The following is a 15,209-nucleotide window of genomic DNA, read 5'->3' on the forward strand; positions in this document are numbered from 1 at the left end:
AGTATCTTTGATAATTATTCTATCAATTAAAATCGATGAGGCGAAACTTATAATTAGTCATTTTAGTTAAAAGATTAATATTCAGTGGCAAAATTTATTTAATTATCTCCCCCTTAAAAAGAAATTATCTAATTGTGCAAAATTAAGCTTCACCCAAGTTGGTCGGCCATGATTACACTGGCCTGAGTTTTCCACAGTTTCCATTTGTCTTAATAGATGATTCATTTCTGGAATACTTAACTTATCATTTGCTCTAACAGCAGCATGACAAGACACTGTAGCCAATATATGATTTAGATAAAATTCAACACTCTTTGTCTTACCAGAAGATGTAAGCTCTGTAGCTACATTTGATATTAGATTTTGCACATCTTTATCTTTAACATAAATAGGCGTTGATCGTACAAGTATTGCATCATCAGCTACTATAGATATCTCAAAACCTAACTTTTCGAAAGTTTCAATATTTTCATCAATTGTTGCAACAGTCTTACTAGATAACTGGCATGTAAGTGGCATAAGTAGATTCTGTTTAAATTTATCCGTATCTGCATGCCAAGTTTTTTTCATTTCTTCATAAAGTATTCTCTCATGTGCTGCATGCATATCTACAAGTACTACACCATCTTCAACTTGTGAAAGTATATAGATACCATGAATCTGACAAATAGCCTGCCCTAATCCGCTAGACTTAGGTTGTTGGCTAATATGAATTTCATTTTCTTGAGTGTTTTGATTATTTAAATATTTTTCAAGTAAGCTAGTATTTGATTCGGATTCCTCTTGCTCATCTTCCACACTAATATCCAAACTCATATTACCAATATTAAGAGGATTATTAGTACCTTTAGATTCTTGATATGTATTGTTTTCACTTGAGCTAGAAGTTTCAATTTCTATATCTGCACTTGTAGTTATAGCTTTATTAACTGTACCAAAAAGAAAATCATAGATGAATTTCTGATTTCTAAAGCGCACTTCACTTTTAGCTGGGTGAACATTTACATCCACCTCTTTATAATCCATATCAAGATAAAGCAAAAATGCTGGATATCTATTACCATACATTACATCTTTATAAGCATTTTTTATCGCATGAGTAACAACCTTGTCTTTGATGATACGTCCATTTATATAGAAGCTCTGCATATCTGCTCTAGCTCTATTAAATCTAGGACTAGCCACCCATCCCCATAAATGAGCATCTCCAACCTCTTTATCTATATAGATAGCATTCTCAATAAAGTCACGACTATACAAATCTAACACACGATTATATTTAAGTTGCGCATCTTCTGCTGAAAGTAGATCTTTGACCTCTTTACCATTATGAATAAGTCTAAAAGCTATACCAAAATAGCAAAGCATATACTTCTTAAGTAAATCAGAAATATGTAAAAACTCAGTATTGTCTTTCTTTAAAAATTTGCGTCGAGCTGGAGTATTATAAAATAGCTCACTAACCTCAATAGTTGTCCCTGTCACATGTGCAGCTGGTACAACCTCTCTAGTTTGGTTATTGATTTGCCAAGCATCATCTAAATTTTGATGTTTTGAGATAATCTTTAGCTTAGATACAGATGCAATACTCGCTAAAGCCTCACCACGAAAACCCATACTAGCCACAGATTCTAACTCTTCGAGAGTATAGACTTTACTTGTTGCATGAGGTACTAGAGCTAGTCGCAAATCATCACGAGTAATCCCTTTACCATTGTCTCTAATTCTGATTAATGACTTACCTCCCTCTTGAACTTCTATGGTGATAGCAGTTGCTCCAGCATCTATAGAGTTCTCAATAAGTTCTTTGACTACAGACGAGGGTCTTTCTATAACTTCTCCAGCCGCTATTTGATTAGCTAAGCTTTCAGATAAAACCTTTATTTGACGATAATTCTGCTGAAAATGCATAAATAATAACTATTACAAAGGATCTTTTACGAAATCTCTTGTTGAACACTCCTTCCATAGCTTCTGATCAACTATATTTCCAGACTTATCTTGATATGGGTAGATATTTTCTTTGGTCAAACCACATTCCCATTTTATCTTGTTTGCTTGTGACTTAGGTATCCTTTGCCAATACTCATCTTTACCCAAATAGCCCCAAAAAGCTCTAACATATACTTTGTCTCCATCCTCTATGGTTTGAGCTTTGACGTGATAATACTTACCATCATGTGGATTTAGTACCGAACCCTCCGTATAAACTGGTCCTTTACCATGTGGTTTATCAACAGAACCTGATTTTTTAATATCCCATACAAACTCTAGCCCTTGATATGTATCACTCCCACTAGAGTAATCATATTTATGCCCATAAGCATCTCCCTTGCCACAATTTTTACAATAAATCATAGGTGGGTGAACCTTGCCACCATCTACATTTGCTAACGGCACAAACATTCTAGCATTCAAACTACCATGGTCATTAGTATAAGCATGAATCACTCCCACATTTGTGTTAGTTGCTTCATCCTTTTGTAACCAGTAGCCATTTGCATTTGTTTTATCAAATCTAGCATAGCCTGACATAACAATGGAAAGACCAAAAATTAGAAACGTAATTTTTTTAATCATTCTAGAAATTTATTATGACTTTTAAGATAAAGTATAAAGAAAATTTGCAATTATACAAACTAATTAGACAGGACTTTTAACACCAAATTGCTCAACAGGATAGTTAATACAAGTAGCAGTAACTTTCTCATCTTTATTTACATATTGTCCATCAGCGGTTACACCACAATCTGCTTTAACCTTTTCGTAATCAGCTTTTGTGATTCTCTGCCAATGAGCAGCTTTACTACCCAATTCTTTGCCCCAAACAACATAAGCAGCTTTTGCATACATTGTTCTGCCTGCATCTTGAACTTGAACTTCTGAAGCATATACATTTCCATCACTAGGATTTATAACACCCCCTTCTGCTATACATAGAACCTTTAACAGGTAGCTGGCTTGTACTTTTTTGCTCTTTCATATTAGCTGCAAATACAAAACCCTGTAAAGGTGCATTTTGCCCTTTGTAGTGAAAACCATTATAAGAACCATTTGAACAGTTATTACAAGTAGCTTTCGGTTGAGCGGGTTTATCTACAGAGTTAATAGACATTAAAGGAACAACAATCTCTGCTTGTAGAGTTCCTTTTTCACCGTAATCATCATTCTTAGCAAAGTAAGTATGAATAATCCCTTCAGGCATGCCACGACCAGCATCTGGATTTTCATCAAATTGCACCCAGTATCCTTCTGGTGAAAGCTTTTTATTATTAGCATAACAACTTGTGAAAAAAATCACTAAAACTATAAATATAATTTTTCGTAACACTATATATTTAAATTTGAAAAATTATTTTAGAAGAGAGTATAAAGAAAATTTGTAATTATACAAACTAATTAGACAGGACTTTTAACACCAAATTGCTCAACAGGATAGTTAGTACAAGTAGCAGTAACTTTCTCATCTTTATTTACATATTGTCCATCAGCGGTTACACCACAATCTGCTTTAACTTTTTCGTAATCGGCTTTTGTGATTCTCTGCCAATGAGCAGCTTTGCTACCCAATTCTTTGCCCCAGACAACATAAGCAGCTTTTGCATACATTGTTCTACCAGCATCTTGAACTTGTGCTTCAGATGCGTAAACTTTACCATCATTTGGATTTATTACACCACCATCTTTATATACATCACTACTTTGACCAGCAACACCTGTACCCGGTTGTGGCTGCATATTACCTGCGAATACTATTCCTTGTAATGGGGTGTTTTTACCTTTATAGTCAAATCCGTTATATGAACCATTTGAGCAGTTATTACAAGTTGCTCTAGGCTTAGTTGGCTTGCCAGATGAGTCTACATACATTAAAGGTACAACAATCTCCATCTGTAGAGTACCTTTTTTACCATAATCATTATTCTTTGCAAAGTATGTGTGTACTATACCCTGAGGCATACCTCGACCAGCATCTGGATCTTCATCAAATTGTACCCAGTATCCTTCTGGTGATAGATTAACTCCACCTGCATCATCTGCATAAGAAAAACTCGTCGCACCAAATGTTGCCAAAGCCATCAATGTCAAAAATTTAGTTTTCTTCATTACTTCTCCTTTAATTCTTCTTTAAGATTAAATATGAATTTTCTTTCTTAATCTCTCGATACTAGCAAAGATAATATTTTTATTCAAATATATACAAGACATTATTCGCATTTTCATAAATAATGCTTATAATTAACTTTAATAAAAAGATAATTCATAATATATCTTTGCAAGGAAAAATCATAACAAACTTTGGTGGCAATATTTCTGTCAAACTTACAAGTGGCGAGAAAGTTTCGGCACTATTACGAAGCCACTTGAAAGGTGAACTGACTGTAGGGGATAATGTAGAATTAGAATATACAAATTCCACTTATGTAATTACTAAATTATTAGATAGAAAGAATTTAATCGCTCGCCCTAATCAATATCAGCGCAAAAATAAGAATATCGCTGCAAATATTGATAGTGCTGTAATAATTATTGCACACTCTCCGGCACCAGTTGAGCATTATATTGATAGATATCTAGCAGCATTACATAATAGTAATATTGAACCCATAATTGTTATCAATAAAATCGATGATCAAAAAGAGAAAGATAAGAAATATATTCAAGACTTAGCAAATGTTTACCAAGAAATCGGCTATAAAGTATTCTATACCTCTGCACAAAACAATATAGGGATTGACAACTTACTTGAAGAACTTAAAAATAAAACATCTATATTTTTAGGTCAATCAGGTGTAGGCAAGTCTGAAACATTAAATACAATACTAGGTACTAAAATCACTGCAACAACTGCTGTATCGGATTCCACCAAAAAAGGGCGTCATACAACTACATGCTCTACCTTGTACGAGATAGATGATACTACTAGCATAATTGACTCTCCTGGCATTAGAGAATTTGGACTTTGGCATATCACAAAAGAAGAGCTTTTTGATGGTTTCTTAGATTTCAAAAAATATAAAGGGATGTGCCAATTCAGAAATTGCTCACATGAAGAGGGATCTAAAGGTTGTGAAATAGTCGAGCAAGTTAAACAAGGTCATATCAACCCCGTTAGGTTTAAGAATTATCATCGAATATTAGCAGAGATCAAATCATAACTATAATAATCAAGATCTTAAAATATATTTAAAATCATGTATCTACAGGTATTTCAATGAATTCAAAAAAAGGTGACTATAAATATATAATATTTCTAATATTGTCATTATTAATAGGTTTATTGACTAATATTATAAATTTAATTGGTGCTTTAATTCTATTATTATTTTTAGCATTTTCTATAGTTGTGAATAAATATAATCACATTGTATTTAAAATCATATTAGCTTTATTTGCATATCTGTTGATGCTACATATACTTCCAGGATTTAACAATCTGAATTTATATAAAAATATACTAGTCTCGTCCGATGCTATACCATACTCTATGACTTTAAAGTTTGACTCTCTATTTGTAGGATTATCAATAATTACTGTGGCGATACCAACTCTAGTACAAGAGTTAAAATACAAGATTATGAAATCTATATTATTCGGTATTTTTTATGGTTTATTAGCTATTCTTATAATTGGAGGTATAGCATTTAACTTCAATTTTGTTAAATGGGATATTAAATTTAATAATTTGATTATCATATTTATAATTCAAAATTTATTTTTTACTTGTTTTTATGAAGAAGTTTTCTGGCGAGGATTATTACAAAAGAACATATTTAACAATTATTTAAATAAATATTTATCCATACTCATAATAGCTATTTTATTCGCAACAGCACACTTGGTTTTTGCAAACTATAAATTTGCAATTCTTGCTTTTTTTGCAAGTATTATTTATGGATTATCATATAATTCTACAAATAATCTATTAGCAAGTATTACAACTCACTATTTAGTTAATATAACTCAGATAATGCTTGTTACCTACCCTATACTTGCTAGTAGTTTAGCGTAGGTATGTATACACATTAACTATTTTGAGCTGGCTTATAGTACTTTGGTGTAAATTCTATGCCATATTTAACATTCATCCACATTCTGCTGATGAAACTCTGCATTTCTGCATCATGAATATTAAGAACATACATTTTTTTGATCATCTCATCAGTAGGTCTGATATTCCTATCATTAAATATATCATCTAAATATTTTTCATTTTGTGTTACTGCATTAGGCTGATATAAATAATTACTATTTTGAGCTGCTACGTATGGATCTATAATATAGTTCATAAGAGCATAAGCTTTATCAAGATCTTTAGCTCCTTTTGGAATCATTAACATATCAAACCAAATATTAGTACCTTCTTTAGGTATCACATAAGCTAAAGTCACATCAGGGTTAACAGTCTTTGCTCTTTCAACAGATCTAACCACATCGCCAGAGTATCCCATTACTAGACAAAGATTACCAGCCGTGAAATCATTTTGATATTTATTACTATCAAAATACTTAATATATGGACGTACGTTTTTGATAATATCTAGAGCTGCCTTCTCATATTCGGCTTTACTATTAGTATTAGGATCAATACCATGATAAAAAAAGTAATTACCGAATATCTGCTCAGGCTCATCAAGCAATGAGACTCCACATGGCGCTATCTGTTTGAGATACTTTTTATCGAATACATATTTCCAACTATCAGGAACAATACCCTTACCTAATCTTTGTTCTATTTCTTGTTTGTTATAAGCTAACCCAGTAGTACCATAGCTATAAACTACAGCATAATTATTCCCTGGATCATTAATTTGAGAAACCTTATCATAAATTACTTTATTACGATAATCTAAGTTTGGTAATTTTGACTTATCAAGTTTAATAAGTGCTTTAGATGCTATTTCACTATTTAGATATAGAGCGCCTTGCTCAATCAAATCAAAACCTGAAGAGCCTGTCATTATTTTTGCCCTAGTCATATTATCGTCAGATGTATATATGTACTTAACTCTGGTATTAGATAAATCAGAAAAGCAAGGTACTATATCAGGAGATATATAGTCAGCCCAGTTTGTAAAATTCAACTGAGTTCTTGACTCTGTTGATATAATTGGATTTTTAAGAATTTTATTATCACAAACATACGAATTTTCTTCAGAATAAGCCACATTAAATAGGCTAACTAGCAGGCCTAAAACAAAAACTTTTTGTTTCATAAAACTAACACACGCTCTAGTTGTTATAAAATTCCTTTAAGTATATACTAAACCGTGGTATCGGAGAAATAGAAAAATAGAATAATGGAACAAATTGTTAGTAGTAAAAAGTTTGGTCTAATCAGACTAATAATGATAAATATTATTGCTGTTGATAGCTTAAGAAACATATCAATCACCGCTCAAGCTGGCTGGATAGTTATTACTTTTTATATACTAGCAGGTATTTTCTTTTTAGTTCCATGCGCCCTACTTACTGCTGAAATGTCTACAGGATCCTCTCAAGAAACTGGTGGTATTTATATCTGGGTCAAAAAAGCTTTTGGTAAAAGATTGGGCTTCCTAGTGATATGGATACAGTGGGTTTATAACTTAGTTTGGTTTCCATCTATTTGTGGCTTTTTCGCTGGTATTATCGCTTATGTAATAGCTCCAACTATAGGTCAAAATGCCAACGAACTAGTAGCTAACCCTTGGTATATGATCTCTATGAGTTTGGTGATGTTTTGGAGTGCTACAGCTATCAACTTATTTGGTATCAAAACTTCAAGTACAGTTAGTACTCTTGGTGCTATTATAGGTACACTCCTACCTATGTTTATTATTATATTAATAGCTATTATTTGGTCATTTTCTCACAGCTCTGAAATAGTATTACCTAGTGTTACTGATTTTATCCCATCAGGTAATAACATTAGTAGTTGGGCTTTATTTATCACAGTGATGTTTAGTTTATTCGGTCTAGAAATGAGTGCAATCCACGCTGCTAATGTCAAAAATGCCAAAAAGAACTTTCCTAGAGCCCTACTAATTTCAGGTTCTGTAATATTAGGTTCTTTGATTTTGTCAAATATTGCAGTGATTTTAGTTAGTAGTCAGCTACAGATTGGCGATGTTGATATTGTTACAGGATTGATGGTTTCATTTCACTACTTCTTTAACCAAATCAATATGCCTTGGATGACATATATTATTGCTATTACATTAATATTTGGTGCATTTACTACAACCTCAGCTTGGATTATGGGATTATCTAGAGCATTTATGGTTGTCAGTAATGACAATATCCTACCCCAGATGTTTGGTAGAACTAACAAAAATGATGCTCCTGATACTATGCTAATTACTCAAGCACTCATTTTCACAGTATTTTGCTTCTCGTATATATTTATGCCATCAGTAAATGAAGCATATTGGTACCTAAGTGACTTAACTGCTCAGCTAGCTGTTATTGCATATATACTCATGTTTATTACAGCTGTGAAGCTTAAACTCAGCTCTCCTCTTCAAGAAGGTCAGTATGAAATATGTAAAGGCTCTCTAGGTACTATACTAATGGCTCTTTTAGGGTGTATTGGATGTATTGTTGCAATTATAGTTGGATTCATACCTATAGATAGCATGGCAATGTCCGTTTTTAGTTTTGATATGATGCTTATTAGTGGAATTGTAATAACATTAATTATCCCAGCTGTTATAACTATTAAGAAATAATATTTTAAATTCTTTCCATTAATACCTTTATATATTCAATTTTTTTCAAAACTGATACAATATTATCAATTTAATAATAGCTTAATTAACAATGCTCTTACGAACTATAAAAAACTGGTATGGTAACAGATATCAAAACAATGAACCAATAGTGTTTTTTGGTTTAATGTTATTTTTCTATCTAGTTTTAACTTTCTTGGGTGACTATATAGCACCAATATTGGCTGCTCTAGTTATTGCTTACTTACTTGACACTCTTGTAAATATTCTACATAAAATTACAAAAATTAAGAGAATCATTCTAGTATATTTTGTATATGTACTATTCCTAATTTTACTTTTGTCATTGATATTTGTATTGCTACCGATTATCGTTAATCAGTTGATTGACTTTATTAAACAAGCGTCTCACACCCTATCAAGTTTGAAAGAAAGTCTAGAGCAGCTCTCTCTCAAATACCCTACAATTCTTACAGATGAAAGAATTAACTCTATTGTAAGTTGGTTTGACAGCATTGATTGGAAGAAAATCAGCTCCAGTATTGGCTCATTTATATTAGAGAATACAGCTACAACACTACCTGTTATTTTCTCTATATTGATATATCTTTTCTTAGTACCACTTATGGTTTTTTACTTCCTAAAAGACAAAGAAAAAATGATTAACTGGTTCAAATCATTCTTACCGGAGCAAGATGGAGCCCTATATTTTGTATGGAATGATTTAAAACCTAAGCTTGCTGACTATGTTAGGGGCAAAGCTATTGAGCTAATTATTGTTTCGATTGTAACATATATTGGTTTTGCGTATTTTAACTTGAACTATGCATTACTATTAGCAGTAGGTGTTGGCCTATCTGTTATTATTCCATATATTGGAATGATCATTATCACAATCCCTGTTGTTATGGTTGGTATCCTTCAATTTGGACTAAATGGTACATTTGTATCAATGCTGATTGTATTTTTTATTATTCAAGCTTTAGATGGTAATTTACTGGTTCCCCTTCTATTTTCAGAAGTTTTAGATATACATCCAGTTGGAGTTGTATCATCTATTCTTATATTTGGGGGTATTTGGGGTTTATGGGGTATATTCTTTGCAATACCTCTAGGCTTACTATTTATATCAGGTGTAAATATGTGTCGAAACCACCTCAGTGGTAAAAAAAATCTTTCTAATATAAATTTATGCTAATAAAACAAAAACAAATTAACCAAAAAGTTTTAGATACTTTGATATCAAAAGGTTACGATACATTCTTATCAAAAATAATCTCTTCTAGAGTAAATAATTTTGAGAATATTGATCTTATATTGAAAGGATCAATCAAAGATCTATCGTCCCCCTTTCTCTTCAAAGATATCGATAAAGCCGTAGATAGACTTTTTCAAGCAATACAAAATAATGAAATCATTGGATTAGAAACCGACCACGACTGTGATGGGCAAACATCTCATGCAATTTTATATGAAGCACTGACAAAGATATTTAATTACCCTCAAGAAAAGATTCGTTCATATATAGGTCACAGGATGCAGGAAGGATATGGTCTGTCTGAGTCTTTGATGAATAGAATATTAACAGATAGTATTAGACCAAGCCTTGTTATAACAGCTGACAATGGTTCAACAGATGAACCTAGGATTGCAGTTCTTAAACAAAATGGAATAGACACCATTGTAACAGATCACCATGGTATTCCACCAGAAGGCCCTCCGCAAAGTGCTATAGCGATACTTAATCCAACTCAACATGATTGTAACTATCCAGACAAAGCTGTAGCTGGCTGTATGGTTGCTTGGCTTTTTATGGCAGCTCTTCGTAGAAAATATCTGCAAAATGGTAAATCATTATCTAAGTCTTACGGATTAAGTAATTTACTTGACTTTGTTGCAATTGGTACAGTTGCAGACTGTGTTAGCATGGCAAATAGTCACAATAACCGCATTGTTACAAAACTAGGTATAGAGCAACTAAAGAATAACGATCGTCTATGTTGGGACTTCTTAGATAAAGAGAAGCTATCAAGTGAGTATATTAGCTTTAGTATAGCCCCCTTGCTAAATAGTGATGGAAGAGTTTCTGATGCATTAGGATCTGTTAGCTTCTTACTTGAAAATGATGAACGCAAAATTGAAGAAACATACGAAAACCTAACCAAGCAAAATAACCAACGTAAAGAAATTCAAAAAAAGCTTACTCATGAAGCAATAATCAAAGCACATCAACTGAACGACGACAATTTCTCTCTGTGTATATTACTTGATGATGGCCATTCTGGAATTCACGGTATAACCGCAAGTAGAGTCAAAGAAATGTTTGGCAAACCTGTCATTATTTTTTCTGAAACACAAAATGATCCCAACTTAATATCAGGCTCTGCTAGAAGTGTAGATAATATTAATATTAAAACCATCCTTGATACTATAGCACGTAAATCACCTACTTTGATAATAAAGTATGGTGGCCATAAAGGAGCTGCTGGCTTAACAATTAATAAATCTGATTTCGATACTTTTTATAATTTATTTGAAAGTGAAATTATCAATTTCGTTAAAAACAATAATATATCTTTAGAGCCTATTTTAGAGTATGATTTTGAGCTTGACGAAAATGATTTCAGACTACAAACTCTAGAAAAGATAGAATCTCTTGAACCATTTGGTAGAGAATTTGAAAAACCTCTATTTTACAATAGCTTCACTATAGAAAATCTACGTTTAGTTGGTAAAGATAAAAACCATGCTCAACTAGTTTTACGCTATAAAAACATTCCTTCAATCAAAGCAATATGGTTTAATGCTTCAGACAATAAAATAACTAAACATATAGCTATTGGCGATACTATAAGAGCCTGTTATGAGCTCCAAAAAGAAGAGTTTCTCGGACAGACAAACTTATCTCTCAATATTAAACTTATCAAAAAATGAAAAATCATAAATATATTAAAACAACTCTCAGTAAAGCTATTGATGATATATATGTTGAACATTTCACTACAATAGGCTCAACTAATGACTATTTACTAGAAAGAGAGCTATCACATAAGTATCATTTTTGCTATGCAGATCAACAGACTAAAGGACGTGGACGTCGTGGTGATAAATGGATCTCTGATAACAGTGATAATATTTATTCAACATTAGCATTTAGCTGTAACTTTAGCATCGTAAAAGACTCTTTTATAAGTCTTAAAATAGCACTGGGAGTTTTAGAAACTATCAAGAAATATATTCCAGCTGATCAACAAGAAAAGCTAAAAATAAAATTACCAAATGATATATATTTTGAAGATCATAAATTAGCAGGAATACTTATTGAAACTAAAAATATTAAAAAAGATAGTTTTGATATTGTTATTGGTATCGGTATAAATGTAAATATGAAAAATATTAACGAAGATATTGATAGGCAATGGACATCACTGTCTATAATTAATAACCATGAGATAGACTCGTCAAAAATTATAGTTGATTTAGTAAAATATGTTATTAATAATTTTGAGAAATCTTACTTAGATATTCTTGAGACTTTTTCAGAATATGATTACACTCTAAACAAAAAGATTACCTTTAACTATTCAGATAAGAGTCTTCAAGGGACCGCAAAAGGCGTTACTGATAATCTAATGCTAAGAATTTTAGATAAAAATAACAATCTTCATGAATTTGATCTAGCAAATATCAGCAAAATAAGAGTTATACAATGAGCCTAGAGAATATTAAAACACGTGCTATATATTTAGAAAAAATTCGTACTTATTTCAAAAACTTAGAAGTACTCGAAGTGGATACACCCTTAGCATATGAGTTTGGTGTAACAGACCCTTTTATAGATGTTTTTAGTATTGAGACAGTTTCTGGTAAAAGATACCTTCAAAGTTCTCCAGAGTATGCGATGAAAAGACTATTAGCTGCAGGTAGTGGTAGTATATACCAAATTTGTAAAGCATTTCGTGATGAGCCTTGTGGACAACTCCATAAGCATGAATTTACAATGATAGAATGGTATCGAGTAGGTATTGACTATCTACAGCTAATGCAAGAAATGCAAAATTTATTCTTAGAGCTTAAACCAAGTTTAAACTTTATATATTTAAGTTATCATGAAGCATTTGAAAAATATTATAATATTAATCCTCACGATATTTCTCTAGAGCATTTACAAGATATAGTCAGAGATACTGTCGGAGATATCCAAGGACTGACAAATCCAACAATCACAGATTGTTTAGATATACTTTTTAGTTATAAAATTGAAAGAAACCTTAACCAAAAAGATACTATTTATTTTATTTATGATTATACAATTCATCAATCCGCACTAGCTAGAAAAGTATATAATCCAAACAATCAATTAGTAGCTGCTAGGTTTGAAGTATTCAATAATGGTATTGAGCTAGCAAATGGATACTATGAACTTATTGATAAAGATGAACAACTGAAACGATTTAATAATGATTTAAAGATAAGAAAGCAACAAGATAAAGTCACTTTAGATATAGATCACAAACTTCTAAACTGTATAGAAAATATACCAGAATGCTCAGGAGTAGCATTAGGTTTTGATAGACTCATTATGAGTTTAGAAAATATTGATAAGATACAAAATTTGACTATTTTAAACTAAAACAATCGCTAATTAATACTTAAGATTGCTACTGCGACTTATTCAAAGTAATTGGATTAATTGCAAATTCAACATTTAAATTATTCAGCTCTTTTGCAATACTCAAAAATATCTCATCCTGAACTGTTATGAAGTCAACAAAAAATACTTTACTTACCATCGCATAGACCTGCAAATTCACGCCATTAGCTCCAAAACTCCCTTCTAATTTACCAGAGATATTACTTCCACTCGAAGCTAATGATACTGATACTGTTCTATTCTGATCAATATTAGGATGAGATTTAAGCACCGCAAGAATTTTTTCTTTAATAACTGGTATTTTATCGATATACCTATAATCAATAGTTATAAATTGTACTATACGTCTGTGAGTACGACGCGAAGTTGTTGTTATACAAGTATTCAAAAACACTGAATTTGGAATATGCATTGGCGCTGTTTCATAATTATCAACCTGTGTTGTAAGAGTGCCAATTTTTTTAATAGTTCCACTAAACTTTATCGATGAATTAATATCAGATGAAATCACATCCCCCTCAGAATACTTACGATTAAATACAACAAATAAACCACCAAAAAAATTCGTTATCAAAGTACTTTGAGAAAAAGTCAGTCCGGCAAAAGCAACTCCACTAAAGGCTCCCAAAGCTGTTAAAGGAACATTAAATGCTGCTAAAACCAATATAACAGAGATAGCCACTGCTCCTAATTCAAAAGCTTTATATATGGCATTAATATCTCTAAAATCACTATACGCATCTTTATTTTGTGCTTTTTTCTTTTCAATAGCTATACTTTTACTATTATACAAGAATTTGAATAAACTAATAATAATTGCCAAGTAGACGCAAAAATCAAAAATTTTGTCAGAATACAGAATTATAACTTCTTTATAATTTGGCAGATGGACTATTACGGGTAAATCGACACAAGTCTTAATAAAATAAGCCCATATTATTAGATATAAAGTTAATTTAAATGATTTAACAAATGTAAATCTAATTGTATTTTTATACCTAATTACTAAGATACTACCAAGAACTGAAATAATTACACTAAGTACGAAGCATAAAATAAAATCTATGAATAGAATATAAGAAACTGAGTAGTTCTCCACTCTAAGTAATACATTATTTAAAACATTCATTATAAAGAAACTATAGTTGAATATTATTTAGTAGTATCATCAATACCGTCATCAATAACAATATTATTCATATTAGCAGTTGCAGGTGGATGTGCCTTCATAGCTCTTTGATTAATAGTAGCATCAGGAGAATCATTACCAGCCTTTGTTACTTCTGAAGAGCCACTATCCACTCCATTATTACTACTTGAGACATTTTGAGTAGCAGATATATCAGCGACAGGCTTATGCTCTTCGGTCTGCTGTTGTTGATCAGGTTCATTTAAATCATAATTGATTGGTGTATAGATTATAGCTGATTTAGGACTCTCTTCTGATACTGATACATACACATCCTCTTTTAAGTGTTTAATCACTAAAACCATTATTACTACAGCTAGTATAAGAATTGCAAATCTGTTTATATAATCAAACAGTTTTAACTTACCATAACGTGACTTTTTATAGTGCAACACATCTATTTTATTAAGTATCGATACTATCTTCTTTTCAGAAATTTCTAAATATTCACAGTATCTTCTCACTTGATTTTTAAGTACACTACTAGAGTTTTGTAATAATGAATCATTATCAGCTTCTTCGATTATCTCAATTGTTTGTACTGATAAGTTTATAGCATCTGCAACTGTCTCTCTTTGAAGCTCTTTTGCTTCTCTTGTAGACTTTAGAAAAGTTTGAAAACTATGCATAATTTACAAATATGATATTATTTTAA

13 protein-coding genes and 1 pseudogene are annotated in these 15,209 nt (G+C 31.5%); 7 read left to right on the forward strand and 7 right to left on the reverse strand.

The window, feature by feature from the left end; all coding sequences use genetic code 11:
• Positions 1 to 102: 102 nt before the first annotated feature.
• The 4 genes and pseudogenes from mutL to F0R75_RS05965 all read right to left on the reverse strand — a co-directional run bounded on the left by mutL (position 103) and on the right by F0R75_RS05965 (position 4,107).
• Positions 103 to 1,911 carry a DNA mismatch repair endonuclease MutL gene (gene mutL / locus F0R75_RS05950; RefSeq protein ID WP_149367986.1) on the reverse strand — a complete coding sequence of 603 codons (1,809 nt, stop codon included), beginning with the start codon at positions 1,909 to 1,911 and terminating at the stop codon, positions 103 to 105.
• Between the two features lie 12 nt (positions 1,912 to 1,923).
• Entirely contained in the window at positions 1,924 to 2,535 is a 612-nt protein-coding gene (locus F0R75_RS05955; RefSeq protein ID WP_013923518.1) for a DUF2147 domain-containing protein, read from the reverse strand.
• Between the two features lie 108 nt (positions 2,536 to 2,643).
• Positions 2,644 to 3,265, reverse strand: a pseudogene (locus F0R75_RS05960) (DUF2147 domain-containing protein); the annotation flags it as partial.
• A 134-nt stretch (positions 3,266 to 3,399) separates the two neighbouring features.
• Positions 3,400 to 4,107, reverse strand: coding sequence for a DUF2147 domain-containing protein (locus F0R75_RS05965; RefSeq protein ID WP_149367985.1), 708 nt, complete (start codon positions 4,105 to 4,107; stop codon positions 3,400 to 3,402).
• A 167-nt stretch (positions 4,108 to 4,274) separates the two neighbouring features.
• Between F0R75_RS05965 and rsgA the strand changes: the two genes are divergently transcribed.
• Positions 4,275 to 5,159 carry a ribosome small subunit-dependent GTPase A gene (rsgA, locus tag F0R75_RS05970; RefSeq protein ID WP_149369190.1) on the forward strand — a complete coding sequence of 295 codons (885 nt, stop codon included), beginning with the start codon at positions 4,275 to 4,277 and terminating at the stop codon, positions 5,157 to 5,159.
• A 56-nt stretch (positions 5,160 to 5,215) separates the two neighbouring features.
• Positions 5,216 to 6,013 (forward strand): CPBP family intramembrane glutamic endopeptidase, encoded by a 798-nt coding sequence (locus tag F0R75_RS05975; protein WP_149377230.1) that lies wholly within the window; start codon positions 5,216 to 5,218, stop codon positions 6,011 to 6,013.
• Between the two features lie 13 nt (positions 6,014 to 6,026).
• Here F0R75_RS05975 and F0R75_RS05980 read toward each other — a convergent pair whose 3' ends face one another.
• A complete protein-coding gene (locus F0R75_RS05980; RefSeq protein ID WP_149367983.1) occupies positions 6,027 to 7,217 on the reverse strand; it encodes a polyamine ABC transporter substrate-binding protein in 1,191 nt (396 codons plus the stop codon).
• 84 nt (positions 7,218 to 7,301) lie between these two features.
• Here F0R75_RS05980 and gadC point away from each other — a divergent pair, with 84 nt between their 5' ends.
• The 5 genes from gadC (at position 7,302) to epmA (ending at position 13,344) form a co-directional block, all read left to right on the forward strand.
• Entirely contained in the window at positions 7,302 to 8,711 is a 1,410-nt protein-coding gene (gene gadC, locus F0R75_RS05985) for a glutamate transporter GadC (RefSeq protein WP_149367982.1), read from the forward strand.
• Positions 8,712 to 8,802: 91 nt separating this feature from the next.
• Positions 8,803 to 9,909 carry an AI-2E family transporter gene (locus tag F0R75_RS05990; protein WP_146421058.1) on the forward strand — a complete coding sequence of 369 codons (1,107 nt, stop codon included), beginning with the start codon at positions 8,803 to 8,805 and terminating at the stop codon, positions 9,907 to 9,909.
• Positions 9,903 to 11,645, forward strand: a complete 1,743-nt coding sequence (recJ, locus tag F0R75_RS05995) for a single-stranded-DNA-specific exonuclease RecJ (protein WP_149367981.1) — start codon at positions 9,903 to 9,905, stop codon at positions 11,643 to 11,645. The genes F0R75_RS05990 and recJ overlap by 7 nt, the downstream gene beginning before the upstream one ends.
• Positions 11,642 to 12,424 (forward strand): biotin--[acetyl-CoA-carboxylase] ligase, encoded by a 783-nt coding sequence (locus F0R75_RS06000; protein WP_149367980.1) that lies wholly within the window; start codon positions 11,642 to 11,644, stop codon positions 12,422 to 12,424. The genes recJ and F0R75_RS06000 overlap by 4 nt, the downstream gene beginning before the upstream one ends.
• Entirely contained in the window at positions 12,421 to 13,344 is a 924-nt protein-coding gene (gene epmA / locus F0R75_RS06005) for an EF-P lysine aminoacylase EpmA (protein ID WP_149367979.1), read from the forward strand. Before F0R75_RS06000 ends, epmA begins: the two co-directional genes overlap by 4 nt.
• A gap of 28 nt (positions 13,345 to 13,372) precedes the next feature.
• Here the strand turns inward: epmA and F0R75_RS06010 are convergent, their stop codons facing one another.
• Both F0R75_RS06010 and F0R75_RS06015 read right to left on the reverse strand, forming a co-directional pair.
• Positions 13,373 to 14,494, reverse strand: a complete 1,122-nt coding sequence (locus tag F0R75_RS06010) for a mechanosensitive ion channel family protein (protein WP_149367978.1) — start codon at positions 14,492 to 14,494, stop codon at positions 13,373 to 13,375.
• A gap of 23 nt (positions 14,495 to 14,517) precedes the next feature.
• Positions 14,518 to 15,183: a helix-turn-helix domain-containing protein gene (locus F0R75_RS06015; protein WP_149367977.1), complete on the reverse strand. Its 666-nt coding sequence runs from the start codon at positions 15,181 to 15,183 to the stop codon at positions 14,518 to 14,520.
• Positions 15,184 to 15,209: the final 26 nt, after the last annotated feature.

The sequence above is a fragment of the Francisella marina genome, from assembly GCF_008369785.1.
In the GTDB taxonomy this organism is placed as follows: Bacteria; Pseudomonadota; Gammaproteobacteria; order Francisellales; family Francisellaceae; genus Francisella; species Francisella salimarina.